Origin of the sequence: Leifsonia araucanica (genome assembly GCF_051161895.1) — a bacterium.
Lineage (GTDB): Bacteria > Actinomycetota > Actinomycetes > Actinomycetales > Microbacteriaceae > Leifsonia.
Genome location: NZ_JBMBTW010000002.1, coordinates 927,811 through 946,498, shown reverse-complemented (window position 1 = coordinate 946,498; position 18,688 = coordinate 927,811). Strand labels below are relative to the sequence as shown.

18 protein-coding genes are annotated in these 18,688 nt (G+C 67.6%); 11 read left to right on the top strand and 7 right to left on the bottom strand.

Going from position 1 to position 18,688, the window contains the following annotated elements:
• Positions 1–74: 74 nt before the first annotated feature.
• The 6 genes from ACN6M5_RS04565 to ACN6M5_RS04540 all read left to right on the top strand — a co-directional run bounded on the left by ACN6M5_RS04565 (position 75) and on the right by ACN6M5_RS04540 (position 4,557).
• A complete protein-coding gene (locus tag ACN6M5_RS04565) occupies positions 75–701 on the top strand; it encodes a superoxide dismutase (RefSeq protein WP_055894023.1) in 627 nt (208 codons plus the stop codon).
• 103 nt (positions 702–804) lie between these two features.
• Positions 805–1,815 carry a type I glyceraldehyde-3-phosphate dehydrogenase gene (gap, locus tag ACN6M5_RS04560; RefSeq protein ID WP_085371158.1) on the top strand — a complete coding sequence of 337 codons (1,011 nt, stop codon included), beginning with the start codon at positions 805–807 and terminating at the stop codon, positions 1,813–1,815.
• Positions 1,816–1,830: 15 nt separating this feature from the next.
• Positions 1,831–3,048 carry a phosphoglycerate kinase gene (locus tag ACN6M5_RS04555; RefSeq protein ID WP_434948668.1) on the top strand — a complete coding sequence of 406 codons (1,218 nt, stop codon included), beginning with the start codon at positions 1,831–1,833 and terminating at the stop codon, positions 3,046–3,048.
• On the top strand, positions 3,036–3,839 hold the full coding sequence (gene tpiA, locus ACN6M5_RS04550; RefSeq protein WP_434948667.1) for a triose-phosphate isomerase: 804 nt from the start codon (positions 3,036–3,038) through the stop codon (positions 3,837–3,839). The genes ACN6M5_RS04555 and tpiA overlap by 13 nt, the downstream gene beginning before the upstream one ends.
• A gap of 69 nt (positions 3,840–3,908) precedes the next feature.
• A complete protein-coding gene (gene secG, locus ACN6M5_RS04545; RefSeq protein WP_055894015.1) occupies positions 3,909–4,160 on the top strand; it encodes a preprotein translocase subunit SecG in 252 nt (83 codons plus the stop codon).
• 28 nt (positions 4,161–4,188) lie between these two features.
• Entirely contained in the window at positions 4,189–4,557 is a 369-nt protein-coding gene (locus tag ACN6M5_RS04540) for an RNA polymerase-binding protein RbpA (protein WP_085371161.1), read from the top strand.
• A 79-nt stretch (positions 4,558–4,636) separates the two neighbouring features.
• Here the strand turns inward: ACN6M5_RS04540 and pgl are convergent, their stop codons facing one another.
• The 6 genes from pgl to tkt are packed head-to-tail and all read right to left on the bottom strand — an operon-like array spanning position 4,637 to position 12,772.
• Entirely contained in the window at positions 4,637–5,407 is a 771-nt protein-coding gene (gene pgl, locus ACN6M5_RS04535) for a 6-phosphogluconolactonase (RefSeq protein ID WP_085371162.1), read from the bottom strand.
• On the bottom strand, positions 5,404–6,366 hold the full coding sequence (locus ACN6M5_RS04530; protein ID WP_085371163.1) for a glucose-6-phosphate dehydrogenase assembly protein OpcA: 963 nt from the start codon (positions 6,364–6,366) through the stop codon (positions 5,404–5,406). Before ACN6M5_RS04530 ends, pgl begins: the two co-directional genes overlap by 4 nt.
• A complete protein-coding gene (zwf, locus tag ACN6M5_RS04525; RefSeq protein WP_085371164.1) occupies positions 6,363–7,904 on the bottom strand; it encodes a glucose-6-phosphate dehydrogenase in 1,542 nt (513 codons plus the stop codon). The genes ACN6M5_RS04530 and zwf overlap by 4 nt, the downstream gene beginning before the upstream one ends.
• Positions 7,905–7,932: 28 nt before the next feature.
• Positions 7,933–9,543 (bottom strand): phosphoglucose isomerase-related protein, encoded by a 1,611-nt coding sequence (locus ACN6M5_RS04520; RefSeq protein WP_434948665.1) that lies wholly within the window; start codon positions 9,541–9,543, stop codon positions 7,933–7,935.
• Positions 9,540–10,652: a transaldolase gene (gene tal, locus ACN6M5_RS04515; RefSeq protein ID WP_168689506.1), complete on the bottom strand. Its 1,113-nt coding sequence runs from the start codon at positions 10,650–10,652 to the stop codon at positions 9,540–9,542. Before tal ends, ACN6M5_RS04520 begins: the two co-directional genes overlap by 4 nt.
• A gap of 26 nt (positions 10,653–10,678) precedes the next feature.
• Complete coding sequence (gene tkt, locus ACN6M5_RS04510; protein ID WP_434948664.1) at positions 10,679–12,772, bottom strand: transketolase; 2,094 nt, start codon at positions 12,770–12,772, stop codon at positions 10,679–10,681.
• Positions 12,773–13,067: 295 nt separating this feature from the next.
• Here tkt and ACN6M5_RS04505 point away from each other — a divergent pair, with 295 nt between their 5' ends.
• Together ACN6M5_RS04505 and ACN6M5_RS04500 are read left to right on the top strand one after the other, a co-directional pair.
• Positions 13,068–13,988 carry a heme o synthase gene (locus ACN6M5_RS04505; protein ID WP_085371168.1) on the top strand — a complete coding sequence of 307 codons (921 nt, stop codon included), beginning with the start codon at positions 13,068–13,070 and terminating at the stop codon, positions 13,986–13,988.
• A 2-nt stretch (positions 13,989–13,990) separates the two neighbouring features.
• Entirely contained in the window at positions 13,991–14,548 is a 558-nt protein-coding gene (locus ACN6M5_RS04500) for a GNAT family N-acetyltransferase (RefSeq protein ID WP_434948662.1), read from the top strand.
• On the opposite strand, the gene ACN6M5_RS04495 is transcribed toward ACN6M5_RS04500, so the two are convergent.
• Positions 14,519–15,466, bottom strand: coding sequence for a COX15/CtaA family protein (locus ACN6M5_RS04495; RefSeq protein ID WP_434948661.1), 948 nt, complete (start codon positions 15,464–15,466; stop codon positions 14,519–14,521). The genes ACN6M5_RS04500 and ACN6M5_RS04495 overlap by 30 nt on opposite strands.
• Positions 15,467–15,758: 292 nt before the next feature.
• On the opposite strand from ACN6M5_RS04495, the gene sufB reads away from it, so the two are divergent.
• Genes sufB through ACN6M5_RS04480 form a run of 3 tightly spaced genes read left to right on the top strand, consistent with a single transcriptional unit; the run spans position 15,759 to position 18,688 of the window.
• Positions 15,759–17,177 (top strand): Fe-S cluster assembly protein SufB, encoded by a 1,419-nt coding sequence (sufB, locus tag ACN6M5_RS04490; RefSeq protein ID WP_434948659.1) that lies wholly within the window; start codon positions 15,759–15,761, stop codon positions 17,175–17,177.
• Complete coding sequence (sufD, locus tag ACN6M5_RS04485) at positions 17,178–18,365, top strand: Fe-S cluster assembly protein SufD (protein ID WP_168689501.1); 1,188 nt, start codon at positions 17,178–17,180, stop codon at positions 18,363–18,365.
• Entirely contained in the window at positions 18,365–18,688 is a 324-nt protein-coding gene (locus tag ACN6M5_RS04480; protein ID WP_434948658.1) for a non-heme iron oxygenase ferredoxin subunit, read from the top strand. The genes sufD and ACN6M5_RS04480 overlap by 1 nt, the downstream gene beginning before the upstream one ends.

Below are 18,688 nucleotides of genomic sequence, written 5' to 3'. Positions count from 1 at the left end.
GTTACTAGACTGGAAATGTCGCTCGAAGCCCGGTGTGAACGGATCGCGCCGGGAACCAAATGAGGAGATGAGTAATGGCTGACTACACGCTCGCAGACCTTCCATACGATTATTCGGCGCTTGAGCCGAACATCAGCGGTCGGATCATGGAGCTGCACCACGACAAGCACCACAAGGCGTACGTCGACGGTGCGAACACCGCCATCGCCAAGCTGGCCGAAGCACGCGACGCCGACGACCTCGGCAACGTCAACAAGCTCCAGAAAGACCTGGCGTTCAACCTCGCCGGTCACGTGAACCACACGGTGTTCTGGAACAACCTGTCGCCGGACGGCGGCGACAAGCCGACCGGTGAGCTCGCGGCCGCGATCGACGAGTTCTTCGGATCGTTCGACAAGTTCCGCGCGCACTTCACGGCGTCCGCTCTGGGCATCCAGGGCTCCGGATGGTCGATCCTGGCCTGGGATTCGCTCGGCCAGAAGCTCATCATCGAGCAGCTGTACGACCACCAGGGCAACCTCGCAGCAGCCACCGTGCCGCTGCTGCTCCTCGACATGTGGGAGCACGCGTTCTACCTGGACTACGTGAATGTCAAGGCGGATTACGTCAAGGCGTTCTGGAACATCACCAACTGGGGCGATGTGCAGGAGCGCTTCACGCGGGCGCGCGAGAAGACCTCTGGCCTGCTGCTACTGTCATAGCGGGAACGGTGTCCCGGATGGTTCGCCGCCCGGGACACCGCCGTCCGCTCCCTACCCACAACACCGCGCCCGTCGGGCGCCCATCAAGTAACTGGAGACATCTGTGTCCGTAAAGATCGGAATCAACGGGTTCGGTCGCATTGGTCGTAACTTCTTCCGTGCCGCTCTGGCCAAGGGCAGCGACCTCGAGATCGTCGCCGTCAACGACCTGACCGACAACAAGGCGCTTGCGCACCTGCTCAAGTACGACTCGATCACCGGTCGTCTGGACGCCACGGTCGAGCTCGACGGCGACAACATCATCGTCAACGGCAAGGCCATCAAGGTCCTCGAAGAGCGCGACCCCGCCAACCTCCCCTGGGGCGAGCTGGGCGTCGACATCGTCATCGAGTCGACCGGCCGCTTCACCAAGTCGGAGGATGCGCGCAAGCACATCGCCGGTGGTGCCAAGAAGGTCATCGTCTCCGCCCCCGCGACCGGTGACGACGTCGCCACGATCGTCCTCGGCGTCAACGAGGAGACCTACGACAGCGCCGTGAGCGACATCCTCTCGAACGCGTCCTGCACCACGAACTGCCTCGCGCCGCTCGCCAAGGTCCTGCTCGACAACTTCGGTATCGAGCGCGGTCTCATGACCACGGTCCACGCATACACCGCAGACCAGAACCTGCAGGACGGCCCGCACAGCGACCTCCGCCGTGCGCGCGCAGCCGCTGCCAACATCATCCCGACCTCGACCGGTGCCGCCAAGGCTCTCGGCCTGGTCATCCCGGAGCTCGTCGGCAAGCTCGACGGCTATGCCCTCCGCGTCCCGGTCATCACCGGCTCGATCACCGACCTCACGGTCGAGGTCGGCAGCCCGGTGACGGTCGAGCAGGTCAACGCGGCGTACAAGGCTGCTGCCGAGGGTCCCCTCAAGGGCATCCTCAAGTACACCGAAGACCCGATCGTCTCCACCGACATCGTCAGCGACCCGCACTCGTCGATCTTCGACGCCGGCCTGACCAAGGTCATCGGCGGCACGCAGGTCAAGGTCGCGTCCTGGTACGACAACGAGTGGGGATACTCCAACCGTCTCGTCGACCTGACCGAGTACGTGGCCGAGCGCCTCTAACGACAGGGAACCGACGTGACGCTCCGCACACTTGATTCACTCGGTTCGCTCGCCGGCAAGCTGGTCATCGTCCGCTGTGATCTGAACGTCCCTCTGAAGGACGGCCAGATCACGGACGATGGCCGCGTGCGAGCGTCGATTCCCACCCTGAACGCCCTGATCAATCAGGGCGCGAAGGTGGTCGTCATCTCCCACCTGGGACGCCCGGAGGGCGCCCCGGATGCGAAGTACAGCCTGGCGCCGGTTGCCCAGCGGCTCTCCGAGCTGCTGGGCAAGCCGGTGACCTTCGCCAAGGACACCGTCGGCTCCGGCGCCCAGGACGCGGTCTCCGGCCTGCAGGACGGCGACGTCGCCCTGCTGGAGAACCTCCGGTTCAATCCGGGTGAGACCAGCAAAGACGAGGCGGAGCGCCAGGCGTTCGCGGCGAAGCTCGCCGCCTACGGCGACGCGTTCGTCTCCGACGGCTTCGGTGTCGTGCACCGCAAGCAGGCGAGCGTCTACGAGCTCGCCAAGGCTCTTCCGAGCGCGGCCGGCCGGCTGATCGCCACCGAGCTGGATGTGCTCGACCGCCTCACCGAGAACCCGGAGCGTCCGTACGCCGTGGTCCTCGGCGGGTCGAAGGTCTCCGACAAGCTCGGCGTCATCGGCCACCTGCTCCCGCGCGTCGACTCCCTGCTGATCGGCGGCGGGATGCTCTTCACCTTCCTCGCCGCTCTCGGCCACAAGGTCGGGTCGAGCCTGCTCGAGGCCGACCAGATCGACACCGTCAAGGGCTACCTCGCCACGGCGAAGGAGCTCGGTGTCGAGATCGTGCTGCCACGGGATGTGGTCGTCGCGTCGAAGTTCGGCGCGGACGCCGAGCACGTCGTGCGCCCGATCGACGGCATCGAAGACACCGACTGGGGCTCTGCGGGGCTCGGCCTCGACATCGGCCCGGAGACGGGCACGCTGTTCGGCGAGTACATCCGCCGTTCGCGCACGGTGTTCTGGAACGGCCCGATGGGCGTGTTCGAGCTCGCGCCGTTCGCGGCGGGCACCAAGGCCGTCGCGCAGGCGCTCACCGAGGTCGACGGCCTCGGCGTCGTCGGCGGAGGCGACTCTGCGGCCGCCGTGCGCGCACTCGGTTTCTCAGACGACCAGTTCGGTCACATTTCTACGGGTGGCGGTGCGAGCCTCGAGTTCCTCGAGGGCAAGCACCTGCCGGGACTGGAGGTCCTCGGATGGCAGCAGTGAGCTCTTCTGTGCGGCGTACGCCGCTCATCGCGGGCAACTGGAAGATGAACCTCGATCACCTGCAGGCGATCGCGTTCGTCCAGAAGCTCGCGTGGAGCCTGAAGGACGCCAACCACGACTTCGCCAGTGTCGAGGTCGCGGTGTTCCCGCCGTTCACCGACCTGCGCAGCGTGCAGACGCTCGTGTCCGCCGACAAGCTCCCGCTCGCCTTCGGCGCGCAGGACGTCTCCGAGCACGAGTCCGGCGCGTACACCGGCGAGATCTCCGCGACCTTCCTCGCACAGCTCGAGTGCCGCTACGTCATCATCGGCCACTCCGAGCGGCGCACGCTGCACAGTGAGACCGACGAGCAGGTCGCAGGAAAGGTCGCCGCAGCGCTCGCGCACAACCTGGCGCCGATCATCTGCGTCGGCGAGACGGCGGAAGACCTGGAGGTCCACGGCGCGAGCGCCGTGCCCGTCGCCCAGCTGCGCGCCGCGCTCGCGAACGTGTCCTCCGCGGCCGACCTGGTGGTCGCGTACGAGCCGGTCTGGGCCATCGGCTCCGGCCAAGCTGCAACGCCGGAGCAGGCCGAGCAGGTCTGCGCCGCGCTCCGCGCCGTGCTGGTCGAGGTGCTCGGTGAGGACGTCGCGGCCAAGACGCGCATCCTCTACGGCGGCTCCGTCAAGTCCGGCAACATCGCGAGCTTCATGCGTGAACCGAACGTGGACGGCGCCCTCGTCGGAGGCGCGAGCCTCGATGTGGCCGAGTTCGCGAGCATCGTGCGATACCAGAAGCACGTCGGACTCTGACCCCACCGGTTATACTGGTCGTTGGTCTTCCCGGGCGCTGAGCCCCGGGTGCTTTGCGAAAGGTACGTCGTGCAAATTCTCCAGGTCGTCCTGCAGGTCCTGCTGGGCATCACCAGCCTCCTGCTGACGCTGCTCATCCTCCTGCACAAGGGGCGCGGTGGCGGTCTCTCCGACATGTTCGGTGGCGGCGTCACGTCCAACCTCGGCGCATCCGGTGTGGCCGAGCGCAACCTGAACCGCATCACCGTGGTTCTCGGGCTCGTCTGGATCATCTGCATCGTCGTGCTCGGACTCATCACCAAGTTCGATTCCGGCGCGTAAGCGTCCATAGGTCACAACGAGGAGCAGCATGGCATCCGGAGGAAGTGCAATTCGGGGTTCGCGCGTTGGCGCAGGCCCGATGGGGGAGCAGGATCGTGGTTTCCACGCTGAGCGCATCACCATCTCTTACTGGGACGCACTCGGCAACGAGACGGTCCGTCACTTCGCGGCGAACCTCCCCGAGGAGGAGATCCCCGAGGTGATCGATTCGCCGTCGTCGGGTCTTCCCGCCGGTCGCGACAAGGAGAACCCGCCGTCGGTGGCGAAGCTCGAGCCGTACAAGACGCACCTCGCATACGTGAAGGAGCGCCGCACGGAGGAAGAGGCGGAGCAGCTTCTCGAAGACGCGCTCAACCAGCTCCGCGCACGTCGCGGCAAGCTGAGCCCCACCAACTAGCAGCACGTACGAAGAAGCCCCGCCGGTCATTGACCGGCGGGGCTTCTTCGTGCTGTGGCGGGTTGCCAGTGGCGAGGTGTCAGTAGCTTGGAGCGATCAGGTTCTCCGGCACGTCGACGGCCGCATCCTGGTCGACGAAGAACACCGTGCGCTTGCGTCCCTTGGCTCCCGCGACGGGGACCTCGGTATAGCTGGCGCCCGCGAGGGCGAGCCCGAGCGCGCTGGCCTTGTCGCTTCCGGCGAGCACCAGCCAGATGCGGTCGGAGGCGTTGAGCACCGGACGCGTCAGGCTGAGGCGGGCGGGCGGCGGCTTGGGGGAGTCGCGCTCGGCGATCACCGTGGCCTCCGTCTCCCGGATGCCGGCGCGGTCGGGGAACAGCGACGCGATGTGACCGTCCGGACCGACACCGAGGAAGGTGATGTCGAACCGGGGGGCGCGAGCGCCGTCCTGCGCGAACGCCTCCAGCTCGGCGGCGTACACCGAGGCGGCCTCGTCGATGTCGGCGATCTCATCCGATGCGGGGAACGGGTGGATGTTCTCCGGCGGCACGGCGATGTGGTCGAGCAGGGCTTCGCGGGCCTGTCGCTCGTTCCTGTCTTCGCTGGCCTTCTCGACGAACCGCTCGTCGCCCCACCAGAAGTGGACCTTCGACCAGTCGACGCTGTCCCTGGCGGGCGACGCGTTGATGGCTTCGAGCACCGCGATGCCGACGGAGCCGCCGGTCAGCGCGATGTTCGCCTCGTCCAGCTCGTCGAGGATGTCGACGGTCTTGGTGAGGAAACGCGCGGCGACCGATCCGGTGAGCGCCTGCTTGTCGGGGTGGACGAGCACCCTGCGTTCGTTGGTCATGCTGTGGCGCCCGCTCCCTGGTCGGCGGTCTCGAGCTGGTCGAGGCCTCTGGTGATCACCTCACCGTACAGATCATCAGGGTCCAGCCTACGCAATTCCTCGGCGAGGCAGTCGCGCAGGCTGCGGCGGGGCAGCGAGAGGTCGTGCGTCGGCTGGTTCGGCTGCGACAGCCTGGCGACGTTCGGGACCTCGCGCTCCAGTTCGATGACCCCGGATGCGCGCTGCATGCGCACACCGTGGATGCCGCTGGAGCCGGTGGCCCGCGAGGTCAGGTCGTACTGGACGGGCACCTGGAGCTGCAGCGCCAGCCAGGACGCGAGCAGCATGGTCGACGGGGAGTCGGCGGCGCCGGCGACCTCGACGGCCGTGATCGGCTCGTACGGAGGCTGGTCGAGCACGGCGGCGAGCTGGGCGCGCCACAGGGTGAGCCTGGTCCAGGCGAAGTCGGTGTCGCCGGGGGCGTACGTCTTCGACAGGTGACGCAGTGCAGACTGCGGGTCCGGCTGCGCGGACGCGTCCGTGATGCGGCGGGTCGCGATGCGGCCGAGCGGAGACTTCGAGACCACCTCGGGGGCGATCCCGGGCCACCAGACGACCACAGGGGCATCCGGGAGCAGGAGCCCCGTCACGAGGCCCTCCTCGTCGCTGGCGGTCTCTCCGTATGCACGGAGCACGATGACCTCGCTCGCGCCGGCGTCTCCGCCGACGCGGATCTGCGCGTCGAGCCTGCCGTCGCCGTTGGAGGTGCGCTCCTCCTCGGTGGAGACGACGATCACGCGCATCGGGTGCTCGCGGGAGGCGTCGTTGGCGGCCTCGATGGCCTCCTCCTCCTGGCCGAGGTGCGTCGCGATCACCAGGGTGAGCACGCGGCCGAGAGCAACGGCGCCGCCCTCCTCGCGGATCTTGACGAGGGCCTTCGAGATGTTGCTCGTGGTGGTATCGGGCAGATCGACGATCATGGACGCCTCCAAACGCGGCCGTCGCGGGCGAGAAGCTCGTCCGCGGAGCTCGGGCCCCAGGTGCCGGGCCGGTACTGCTCCGGCTGGCCCTGGGTCGCCCAGAATTCTTCGATCGGGTCGAGGATCTTCCAGGAGAGCTCGACCTCCTCATGACGGGGGAACAGGGGCGGGTCGCCGAGCAGCACGTCCAGGATGAGCCTCTCGTACGCCTCGGGACTCGCCTCGGTGAACGCGTGGCCGTAGCCGAAGTCCATGCTCACGTCGCGCACCTGCATGCCGGCGCCCGGCACCTTGGAGCCGAAGCGGATGGTGACACCCTCGTCCGGCTGCACGCGGATGACGAGCGCGTTCTGACCGAGGGCCGACGTCTGGCTCTCCGCGAACAGCTGCTGCGGAGCGCGCTTGAAGACGACGGCGATCTCGGTCACTCGGCGTCCGAGGCGCTTGCCTGCACGCAGGTAGAACGGAACGCCGGCCCAGCGGCGGGTGCCGATCTCCAGCTTGATCGCCGCGTATGTCTCCGTGGTGGACTCCGGGTTCATCCCGTCCTCCTCCAGAAAGCCGACGACCTTCTCGCCGCCCTGCCACCCGCTGGAGTACTGACCGCGGGCGGTGGAGGTGCCCAGATCCTTCGGCAGGCGCACCGCCGCGAGGATCTTCTCCTTCTCGGCGCGCAGGTCGGCCGCGTCGAAGGAGATGGGCTCCTCCATCGCGGTCAGCGCGAGCAGCTGGAGCAGGTGGTTCTGGATGACGTCGCGGGCGGCGCCGATTCCGTCGTAGTACCCTGCCCGGCCGCCGACGCCGATGTCCTCCGCCATCGTGATCTGCACGTGGTCGACGTAGTTGGCGTTCCAGATCGGCTCGTACAGCTCGTTCGCGAAGCGCAGCGCCAGGATGTTCTGGACCGTCTCCTTGCCGAGGTAGTGGTCGATGCGGAACACCGAGTCGGCCGGGAAGACGGACTCGACGACGGCGTTGAGCTCGCGTGCCGTCTTGAGGTCGCTTCCGAACGGCTTCTCGATGACGACGCGGCGCCAGCCGGTCTCCGACTGGTCGGCGAGGCCGGACTTGCGCAGCTGCTCGGTGACGAGCGGGAACGCCTTCGGGGGGATCGACAGGTAGAACGCGTGGTTGCCCATCGTTCCGCGTTCCTTGTCGAGCTCCTCGACCGTGTTCTTGAGACGCTCGAACGCGGCGTCGTCGTCGAACTCACCGGGCACGAACCGGATGCCCTGGGCCAGCTGCTTCCAGACGTCGTCTTCGAACGGCGTGCGAGCGTACTGCTTCACGGCGTCGTAGACGACCTTCTCGAAGTCCTGGTCCTCCCAGTCGCGGCGGGCGAACCCGACGAGCGAGAAGCCAGGCGGCAGCAGGCCACGGTTGGCGAGGTCGTAGACAGCCGGCATCAGCTTCTTGCGCGACAGGTCACCTGTCACGCCGAAGATGATGAGGCTGCTCGGGCCGGCGATGCGATTCAGTCGGCGATCGGAGGGCAACCGCAGGGGATTGAACTCCGGGGTGATTTCCACCGGGGACATTGAGCTCCTAGTCAGGACGATGACGCTGTTAGTTGACGGCCTCGAACAGCGAGACGACACTCGCCTCGGGGTTCGTCAGGTTCAGGGTCAGGACGGGACGGCCGTGCTCGCCGAGCACGCTCGCGTCGCCTGCCGCCTGGGCCTGGATGAGCTGGCCGAAGGTGAACGGACGGTCGGGGATCTCCAGGTCTTCCGGCGCGTCGGCCGTGATCTGCAGGAACACGCCGACGGCGGGGCCGCCCTTGTGGAACTGGCCGGTGGAGTGCAGGAAGCGGGGTCCCCAGCCGAACGTCACCGGACGCTTGGCCTTGGCGGCGAGGAGGTCGCGCATCCCGGCGAGCTGCGGGAGGGCGAGACGGTCGACGTATGCCTGGATGGAGACGTAGCCGTCCGGTCCGAGCTGGGCGAGCAGCGCATCCACTGCGGCGTCGAGAGTGGTCGCGCCGTTCAGGAAGTCGCCCGTGGTGCGGACCTCGACCCCGTTCGCGACGAACGCTGGGGCAGCGGGCTCCGGACGGTTGTCGAGCAGCGCGCGTGCGGCGACCTTGGCGGCCTCCACGTCCGGCTGGTCGAACGGGTTGATCCCGAGCAGGCGGCCGGCGACGGCAACGGCGTACTCCCAGACGATGAGCTGCGCGCCGAGGCTGCCGGAGACGAGGATCTCGCCGTCGTGACGGTTCGCGGGGAACAGGTGGTGAGCCTCCGCGTTGTCGACGAGCCGCACGATCTGCAGGTCGGGGAGGTTCTCTCCGACCTCGGGGGAGAGCGGGTCGAGGACCACGGGGAGAAGGCCGGTGCCTTCCTTGCCCGTGGACTCCGCGATCAGCTGCTCTGCCCAGTCGGCGAAGCCGACGATGTGCGTGCCGTCGGCGATGATGCCGAGCTTGTCCTTGAGCGGGTTCGTGCCGGCGATCGCAGCGCCGAGCACGAGGCCCGGGTTCTCGTCGTTGTCGACGGCGAGCTCGATCAGCGTGGCCTCTGCCTCGTCGAGCAGCTCGGCGATGTCGACACCGGCGAGACCGGACGGCACGAGGCCGAACGCGGTGAGCGCCGAGTATCGTCCGCCGACGTTGGGGTCGGCGTTGAACACGCGGTAGCCGGCCTCGCGGGCGGAGGCGTCCAGCGGCGATCCGGGGTCGGTGACGACGACGATGCGCTCAGCGGGGTCGATGCCTGCGTCGCGGAACCACTTCTCGTAGACGCGACGCTGGCTGTCGGTCTCGAGGGTCGAACCCGACTTGCTCGAGATGACGACGGCGGTCGCGGCGAGGCGGTCGCGCAGCGCGGAGAGCACCTGGCCCGGGTCGGTGGAGTCGAGCACGGTCAGCTCGGCCTCCGCCGTCCTGGTGATGACCTCCGGAGCGAGCGACGAGCCGCCCATGCCGCCGAGCACGATGTGGTCGACGCCTTTGGCGTGGAGTTCCTCGCGCAGGGCGGTGATCTCGGCGACCAGCGGACGGGAGATCGCGACGGCCTCCGTCCAGCCGAGGCGCTTGGCCGCCTCGGCTTCGGCAGCAGGGCCCCAGAGCGCGGGGTCCTGTGCGGTGATCCCGGACGCGACGCGGTCTGCGACGAGCTGCGGGACCACTGCCTTCACGGCATCGGCGGTGGCGCCGGTGACGTGGATGCGGAACGTCACTTCGCTGCCTCGAGAGCTGCGGTCACGGTGTCCAGCAGCTCGTTCCAGGAGACGACGAACTTCTCGACGCCCTCCTTCTCGAGGACGGCGGTGACATCGTCGTAGTCCACGCCGAGCGCTGCGAGCTTGTCGAGCACGCCCTGCGCGTCCGCGTAGTTGCCGGTGACGGTGTCGCCGGTGATCACGCCGTGGTCGAAGGTCGCGTCGAGCGTCTTCTCCGGCATGGTGTTGACCGTGTTCGGGGCGACGAGCTCGGTGACGTAGAGGGTGTCGGGCAGGCTCGGGTCCTTGACGCCGGTGGACGCCCAGAGCGGGCGCTGCTCGTTGGCGCCTGCTGCGACGAGTGCCTTGGCACGGTCGGTCGCGAACGCCTCCTCGTAGACCTGGTACGCGAGGCGTGCGTTCGCGACGCCTGCCTTGCTCTTGAGCGCGAGCGCCTCGTCGGTGCCGATCGCGGTCAGGCGCTTGTCGATCTCGGTGTCGACGCGCGACACGAAGAACGAGGCGACCGACTGGATACCGGAGAGGTCGATGCCTGCTGCCTGAGCCTTCTCGAGACCGGCGAGGTACGCCTCGATCACGCCGCGGTAGCGGTCGAGGCTGAAGATCAGCGTGACGTTGACGCTGATCCCGGCTCCGATGGTCTCCGTGATGGCCTCGAGGCCCTCGACGGTCGCGGGGATCTTGATGAGCACGTTGGGCTTGTTCACCTTGGCCGCGAGTTTCTTGGCCTCGGCGATGGTGCCCGCTGCGTCGTGTGCGAGGCCGGGCTCGACCTCGATCGACACGCGGCCGTCGGTTCCCTCGGTCTGCTCGAAGACCTCGTTGAAGATGTCGCTGGCGGTGGCGACGTCGTCCGTCGTGATCTCGAAGACCGCGTCGGTGACGCTGGTGCCGGCCGCTGCGAGCTCGCGCACCTGCGCGTCGTACGCCTCTCCGTTGGAGAGTGCCGTTGCGAAGATCGTCGGGTTGGTGGTCACGCCGACCACGTTCTTCTCCGCGATGAGCTTCTGCAGTCCGCCGGAGTTGATGCGCTCACGCGACAGGTCGTCGAGCCAGATGCTGACGCCTGCGGCCGAAAGCTGGGCGGTGGGGGTGGAGTCTGTCATTTTCTTCTATCTCCTCTTGTCCCGCGTCAGAGCGACGCGAGCGATTCCTTGGCTGCGGCGACGGCGTGCTCGGTGGTCATCCCGAACTCGCGGAACAGCGTCTTGTAGTCGGCCGATGCGCCGAAGTGCTCGATCGAGACGCTGCGGCCGTGGTCGCCCACGTACGAGCGCCAGCTGAGCGCGAGGCCTGCCTCGATCGAGACGCGGGCCTTGACGGCGGAGGGCAGCACGGATTCCTTGTACTCGTCGCTCTGCTCTTCGAACCATTCGAGGCTCGGTGCGGAGATGACGCGGGCGTTGATGCCCTCTCCACGCAGGACCTCGCGGGTCTCGACGGCGATCTGGAGCTCGGAGCCCGTGGCGATCAGCAGCACGTCCGGGGTGCCGTTCGGCGCCTCGGCGAGCACGTACGCGCCCTTGGAGACGTTGGCGGCGGACGCGAACGTGTCGCCGCTGGCCTCGCCGTCACCGCGCTCGAACACCGGGATGTTCTGACGGGTCAGCGCGATGCCGGCCGGTCCCTTGCGGCGTTCCAGGATGGTCTTCCAGGCGTACGCGACCTCGTTGGCGTCGCCGGGGCGGACCACGTCGAGCTGCGGGATGGCGCGGAGCGTCGAGAGCTGCTCGATCGGCTGGTGCGTCGGGCCGTCCTCGCCGAGGGCGACGGAGTCGTGCGTCCAGACGAAGATCGACGGCGCCTTCATGAGCGCTGCCAGACGGACGGCCGGGCGCATGTAGTCGCTGAAGATCAGGAACGTGCCGCCGAACGGGCGCGTCGGGCCGTGCAGCACGATGCCGTTCAGGATGGCCGCCATCGCGTGCTCACGGATGCCGAAGTGCAGGACGCGACCGTAGGGGTTGCCCGTCCACTCGTGCGTCGAGTGCTCGGACGGGACGAACGACGCCGCGCCCTCGATGGTCGTGTTGTTCGACTCTGCGAGGTCGGCCGAACCGCCCCACAGCTCGGGGATGATCGGGCCGAGCGCGTTGAGCACCTTGCCGCTCGCCGCGCGGGTCGAGATGTCCTTGCCGGCCTCGAACACCGGGAGGGCAGCCTCGACGCCGTCGGGGAGTTCTCCGGTGAGCAGGCGGTCGAGGAGCTGCTTGCGCTCCGGGTTCGCTGCCGCCCAGGCGTCGAAGCCCTTCTGCCACTCCGCACGCTGCTCCGCGCCGCGCTCGACGGCCTTGCGGGTGTGCTCGATGACCTCGGGGGCGACGTCGAAGTTCTTGTCGGGGTCGAAGCCGAGGACCTCCTTGACGGCGCGCAGCTCGTCGGTGCCGAGAGCCGAACCGTGGATCTTGCCCGTGTTCTGCTTCTTGGGGGCCGGCCAGCCGATGATCGTCTTGAGGATGATCAGCGACGGCTTGTCGGTGACGCCCTTGGCCGCCTCGATGGCGTCGTGCAGCTCCTGCACGTCTTCCTCGTAGACGCCCGTCTTCTTCCAGTCGACGACCTGGACGTGCCAGTGGTACGCCTCGTAGCGCGCCTTGACGTCTTCGGTGAAGGCGATGTTGGTGTCGTCCTCGATCGAGATCTGGTTGCTGTCGTAGATCGCGATGAGGTTGCCGAGCTGCTGGTGGCCGGCGAGCGAGGATGCCTCGCTGCTCACGCCCTCCTGCAGGTCGCCGTCGCCGGCGATGACGTAGACGAAGTGGTCGAACGGGCTCGTGCCCGGCTCGGCGTCCGGGTCGAACAGGCCGCGCTCGAACCGGCTCGCGTATGCGAATCCGACGGAGGACGAGATGCCCTGGCCGAGCGGGCCGGTGGTGATCTCGACGCCGTCGGTGTGGCCGACCTCGGGGTGGCCCGGCGTGAGGGAGCCCCAGGTGCGGAGCTTCTCGAGGTCGTCGAGCTCGAGGCCGTATCCGCCGAAGTACAGCTGGATGTACTGGGTCAGCGAGCTGTGGCCCGCCGAGAGGATGAAGCGGTCGCGTCCGAGCCAGTGCTGGTCGTGCGGATCGCGGCGCATCACCTTCTGGAACAGCAGGTAAGCGGCCGGAGCGATGCTCATGGCGGTTCCGGGATGCCCGTTGCCCACCTTCTCGACCGCGTCCGCCGCGAGAACGCGAGCGGTGTCTACTGCCTTGTTGTCAATGGGATCCCATTGCAGAGCTGCCACGTGAAAACTGACCCTTCGTAGATATGGTGAGGGCCGTCGTGGTCCCGCACCGGTGTAGGTAGTGCGCGCCGTGGACGTCATCGGCGCCGGACTGCATCCGTGCGACTCCTACAAAAGGATGCATGGATGTTCGGGTCCGGCTGGCGAGCACCTCCAAGTATAGGTAACACACCCGAAACGTGGGGTGTTCCCTCAGCCGGTTGTGGATAACCCGTCCCCGGAGTAGGCGGGGGAGGAGTCATCGGACGGGTATCCTAGAATCACTGGGGGAGTCGGACGAATCGTTAGAGGAGCAATGGACGTCGCTGTAGAAAGCCGTGTCGAATCGGGCCGAATCGGCGTCGCCCGCAAGGTCAAGGCCTACTTCTCGCTGACGAAACCGCGTGTCGTCGAGTTACTTCTCGTGACGACGGTGCCGACGATGATCCTCGCCGCCCACGGCATCCCGAACCTGCTGCTGGTACTCGCGACGGTGGTCGGCGGATACATGTCCGCCGGTTCCGCCGGCGCGTTCAACTGCTACATCGACCGCGACATCGACCGCGTGATGAAGCGCACGAAGAACCGCCCGCTCGTCACCGGGGAGCTCAGCGACCGCGAAGCGCTGGTCTTCGCGTACGCGCTCGGCGTCGCCTCTGTGCTGGTCCTCGGCTTCTTCACGAACTGGCTCGCAGCGGGGCTCTCGCTCGTCGCGATCCTGCTCTACGTGGTCTTCTACACGCTGATCCTCAAGCGCCGCACCCCGCAGAACATCGTCTGGGGCGGCATCGCGGGCTGCATGCCCGTGCTGATCGGCTGGGCGGCCGTGACCGGCTCGCTCGACTGGCCGGCGTTCATCCTGTTCGGCGTCATCTTCCTCTGGACGCCCCCGCACTACTGGCCGCTGTCGATGAAGTACCGCGACGACTACAAGGAGGCCGGCGTCCCCATGCTCGCCGTCGTCCGCGGCCGCGCCGTGGTCGGTCTGCAGGTCATCCTCTACGCCTGGGCGATGGTCGCCTGCTCGCTGCTGCTCATCCCGGTGGCGCACATGGGTCTCGTCTACACCACGATCTCGGTGGTCGTCGGCGGCTGGTTCCTCTACGAGTCGCACCGGTTGTACAACCTGGCGATCCGCCACGCCGCCGTCTCGCCGATGCGCGTGTTCCACGGCTCCATCGCCTACCTGACCCTGATCTTCCTGGCCGTCGCGATCGACCCGCTGCTGCCGTTCTGACCATGACCGCGCTGCGCACGGAACGCCTCGTTCTGGATGCGCCGCGCGAGTCGGACATCGACGCGGTCTTCGCCGCGTGCAGCGACGCGGTCGTGCAGCAGTGGATCCCGATCCCGTCTCCGTATACGCGGGAGGACGCGGAGTTCTTCGTCCGCAGCTACGTGCCGCACGGCACGGCGAGCGGACGCTTCTCCGTCTGGGCGCTCCGGATCGACGACGGACCGCTGCTCGGCACGATCGAGCTGCGCAGGGACGAGGCCACGGGCTCCGCCTCCGTCGGCTGCTGGCAGGCACCGGATGCGCGGGGTCACGGCTACATGCGGGAGGCGCTCGCGCGCATCCTGTCGTACGCCTTCGCCCCGGAGGGGCTCGGCCTCACCCGCCTGCGCTGGGAGTACCTGGTCGGCAACGAGGCGAGCAAGCGCCTCGCGACCGCTGTGGGGTTCGCGTTCGACGAGCGCAGCCCGCACGCCGTGGACATCCGCGGCGACGCCAGGGAGGCGCTGTTCGGCGTGCTCGAACGACCGGCGTCAGGCGACGGCGGCCCCGCGCTCGACTGACGCCGCGTCCGCCGCGGCGTCGCCCGCGACGGGCGCTTTCAGCGACAGCACGACGGCCGTCATCGCCGCGGCGAGGCTCGCGGCCAGCATCATGTGGACCCCGACCAGCACGCCGGGCAGGCCGGTGTTGGCCTGGATCAGGCCGACCGCGATCTGCACCAGCTCCACCACGAGCAGCAGGGCGGCGTAGCGCCGGATCTTGGTGGCGGTGAAGCGCAGGGATGCGATCACGAGCACGAGGGTCAGCGCGAACGTGACGTAGGCCGGGATGGCGTGCACGTGCTGCAGGATCTCGGGGTTCAGGTCGTTGCGGGGCGCCTTCGCGTCTCCGGCGTGCGGGCCGGATCCCGTGGTGAGGATGCCGACCAGGATCGTGACGGCGACCACGAAGCTGGTGATGTGGGTGACGATGGCGAACCAGGCGGGCACGGCGCGCGTCCGGGGGCCGGGTGTCGTGTAGAGCCGGAAGAGGAAGGTCGTGCAGAGGGCGACGAGCACGATGGACACCACGAAGTGCAGTCCGACGACGTACGGGTTCAGGTCGGTGAGGACGCTCAGGCCGCCGATGACCGCCTGGGCCGGGATGCCGAGCCCGGCGAGCAGGGTGAGCCAGAACAGGTCTGGACGCTCCTTGCGCAGCCGCAGGATGGCGACGAACGCGACGATGGCGACGATCCCGAGCAGGACGCCGAGAAGGCGGTTGCCGAACTCGATGACACCGTGGATGCCCATCTCGGGCGTGTTGACCAGCGAGTCGGCCGTGCACTTGGGCCAGGTCGGGCAGCCGAGGCCGCTCGACGTCAGACGCACCAGACCACCCGTGCCGACCAGGATGATCTGCCCGACGAGGTAGATCCACGCGATGACCTTGAGCCGGACATCGACACGGTCGGGCAGCCAGGCGATGATGCGGTTCATTCTGGGTCTGGTTTCCTTGCTTCTGGATCGGATACTCGGGCAACGCGCAGACGCGTCTCTACTATTACCGGTCTGCACCTGTAGAATTGGTGGGTTCGAGAAACGCGCTGGAAAGGCGCGTGCCTGCAGTGCCATGCAGCCGGGGCGACGATGCCTGAGTCTCCGAACAGTTTAGGTACGCACACCAGCCACCCGCACAATCAGGACACTCGTGCCAGTCGTGAATTCGACCGGGGCGGGGGGAATGAGCCGGAATGATAGCCGGTTACGAGTGGAAGGAAACGAGGTAGATATGTCAGACATCCTGATCGACCGCCCCGAACTCGACAGCCTTGGGCAATACGAGTTCGGCTGGGCGGACTCCGACGCAGCCGGGCAGTCCGCGCGCCGAGGGATCTCGCCAGAGGTGGTGACCGATATCTCCGCGCTCAAGAACGAGCCGGACTGGATGCGCGAGCGTCGCCTCAAGGCGCTGCAGCTCTTCGAGCGCAAGCCGATGCCCACCTGGGGCGCCGATCTCTCCGAGATCGACTTCGACAACATCAAGTACTTCGTGCGGTCCACCGAGAAGCAGGCCCAGACCTGGGAAGACCTGCCGGAGGACATCCGCAACACCTACGAGAAGCTCGGGATCCCCGAGGCGGAGCGCCAGCGTCTCGTCGCCGGTGTCGCCGCCCAGTACGAGTCCGAGGTCGTCTACCACCAGATCCGCGAGGACCTGGAGCAGCAGGGCGTCATCTTCCTCGACACAGACACCGCTCTCAAGCAGCACCCGGAGATCTTCCAGGAGTACTTCGGAACGGTCATCCCGGCCGGCGACAACAAGTTCGCCGCGCTGAACACGGCCGTCTGGTCCGGCGGCTCGTTCGTCTACGTCCCCAAGGGCGTCCACGTCGAGATCCCGCTGCAGGCCTACTTCCGCATCAACACCGAGAACATGGGGCAGTTCGAGCGCACCCTGATCATTGCGGACGAGGGCAGCTACGTGCACTACATCGAGGGATGCACGGCCCCGATCTACAAGTCCGACTCGCTGCACTCCGCCGTGGTCGAGATCATCGTGAGGAAGAACGCGCGCGTCCGGTACACGACCATCCAGAACTGGTCGAACAACGTCTACAACCTCGTCACCAAGCGTGCAACGGCCGCTGAGGGCGCGACGATGGAGTGGATCGACGGCAACATCGGGTCCAAGGTCACGATGAAGTACCCGTCGATCTACCTGATGGGGGAGCACGCCAAGGGCGAGACCCTGTCCGTCGCGTTCGCCGGCCCCGGCCAGCACCAGGACGCCGGCGCGAAGATGATCCACATGGCTCCGTACACGCAGTCGTCGATCGTCTCCAAGTCGATCGCCCGCGGAGGCGGCCGCGCAGGCTACCGCGGTGAGGTGCGGGTGGATGCGAACGCGCACCACGCCGCGAACACCGTGCGCTGCGACGCTCTGCTGGTCGACTCGATCTCGCGCTCGGACACGTATCCGGCCATTGACATCCGCGTCGACGACGTGCAGCTCGGCCACGAGGCGACCGTGTCGCGCGTGAGCGAGGAGCAGCTCTTCTACCTGATGTCCCGTGGGCTTCCGGAGGACGAGGCCATGGCCATGATCGTGCGCGGCTTCATCGAGCCGATCGCCAGGGAGCTCCCGATGGAATACGCACTCGAACTCAACAAGCTCATCGAGATGGGCATGGAAGGCTCTGTCGGCTAAATGACCACCGCCACCCCGAAGACAATCGAAACCGAGGGAACGGCAGCGCCGAAGCACATGCGCAGCGCTGTGCCCGTTCAGACCCGCTCCGACCGTTTCAAGTCCACTGTCGTCTCCGAGTTCCCGGACGTCACCGGCCGCGAGGCCGTCTGGAAGTACACGCCGGTCGCCCGTCTCGCCGAACTCATCTCCGGCGAGCTGGACGGCGCGCCGTACGTGTTCGACGCGAGCGTCGCACCCGGCGTCACCGCCGAGTGGGTCGGTCGCGACGACGCCCGCATCGGCAGCGCAGGCATCCCGGAAGACCGCGCGTCCGCCAACGCCTGGACCGCCTTCCAGGAGGCGCTGCTCATCTCCGTCACGGGAGACGACGCCAAGGAGTTCACCCTCACCAGGTCCGCACTGGGCGGCGCACCCCGCGCAGCGCACACCATCGTCGAGGCGGCCCCAGGCAGCCGCGCGACGCTGATTCTGCAGAACAGCGGGGCGGCGCACCTCACCGAGAACGTCGAGTTCCTGCTCGGCGCCGGCGCCCAGCTCACCGTCGTGACCGTGCAGGAGTGGGACGACGACGCACTGCACGTCGCCACGCACTTCGCCACCATCGGCCAGGATGCGCTGCTCAAGCACGTCGCGGTCACCCTCGGCGGCGGCGTGGTGCGGCTCAACCCGTCCGCGCACCTCGCGGGCGAGCGGGCGGACGCCGAACTGTTCGGCGCATACTTCGCCGACGCCGGCCAGCACCTCGAACAGCAGGTGTACGTCTTCCACGACGCACCGGCCACCCGCAGCCGTGTCACGTACAAGGGCGCGCTGCAGGGCGACGGGGCACGCACCGTGTGGATCGGCGACGTGCTGATCGGCCCGAAGGCCGTCGGCACCGACACCTACGAGCAGAACCGCAACCTCGTGCTCACCGACGGCGCCCGCGCAGACTCCGTGCCGAACCTGGAGATCGAGACGGGCGACATCGTCGGGGCGGGCCACGCCAGCGCCACCGGCCGTTTCGACGACGAGCAGCTGTTCTACCTGCAGTCCCGCGGAATCACGGAGGACGAGGCACGCCGCCTGGTCGTCCGCGGCTTCCTCGGCGAGATCGTGCAGCAGATCGGCTCTCCCGCGCTGCAGGAGCGCCTGCAGGACGCCATCGAGGCCGAGCTCTCGTCCATCGTCACGGTGGGGAGCTGATGGGCACGCGCGTCTGCTCCGCCGACGAGCTGGTGGTCGACCAGGCCACCCGCGTCGTCGTCGACGGCACCCCCATCGCCGTCGTCAAGGACTCGGCGGGAGACGTCCACGCCATCGGAGACACCTGCACGCACGGCGAGATCTCGCTGTCCGAGGGTTTCGTCGAGGGCGACACGCTCGAGTGCTGGGCGCACGGCTCGCAGTTCTCCCTCCTCACCGGCAAGCCCATGAACCTACCGGCGTACGAGCCGGTCCCCGTCTACCAGGTCGAGCTCATCGACGGTGACGTCTACATCGACCCGAACGCAACGAAAGAGATTTAG

Coding starts and splice junctions, on each gene's coding strand:
- tpiA (WP_434948667.1), top strand. CDS start 3,036: ATGGCAGCAGTGAGCTCTTCTGTGCGGCGTACGCCGCTCATCGCGGGC.
- pgl (WP_085371162.1), bottom strand. CDS start 5,407: ATGACCAACGAACGCAGGGTGCTCGTCCACCCCGACAAGCAGGCGCTC.
- ACN6M5_RS04530 (WP_085371163.1), bottom strand. CDS start 6,366: ATGATCGTCGATCTGCCCGATACCACCACGAGCAACATCTCGAAGGCC.
- tal (WP_168689506.1), bottom strand. CDS start 10,652: ATGACAGACTCCACCCCCACCGCCCAGCTTTCGGCCGCAGGCGTCAGC.
- ACN6M5_RS04565 (WP_055894023.1), top strand. CDS start 75: ATGGCTGACTACACGCTCGCAGACCTTCCATACGATTATTCGGCGCTT.
- sufB (WP_434948659.1), top strand. CDS start 15,759: ATGTCAGACATCCTGATCGACCGCCCCGAACTCGACAGCCTTGGGCAA.
- ACN6M5_RS04495 (WP_434948661.1), bottom strand. CDS start 15,466: ATGAACCGCATCATCGCCTGGCTGCCCGACCGTGTCGATGTCCGGCTC.
- ACN6M5_RS04500 (WP_434948662.1), top strand. CDS start 13,991: ATGACCGCGCTGCGCACGGAACGCCTCGTTCTGGATGCGCCGCGCGAG.
- ACN6M5_RS04505 (WP_085371168.1), top strand. CDS start 13,068: ATGGACGTCGCTGTAGAAAGCCGTGTCGAATCGGGCCGAATCGGCGTC.
- ACN6M5_RS04480 (WP_434948658.1), top strand. CDS start 18,365: ATGGGCACGCGCGTCTGCTCCGCCGACGAGCTGGTGGTCGACCAGGCC.
- sufD (WP_168689501.1), top strand. CDS start 17,178: ATGACCACCGCCACCCCGAAGACAATCGAAACCGAGGGAACGGCAGCG.
- zwf (WP_085371164.1), bottom strand. CDS start 7,904: ATGTCCCCGGTGGAAATCACCCCGGAGTTCAATCCCCTGCGGTTGCCC.
- ACN6M5_RS04540 (WP_085371161.1), top strand. CDS start 4,189: ATGGCATCCGGAGGAAGTGCAATTCGGGGTTCGCGCGTTGGCGCAGGC.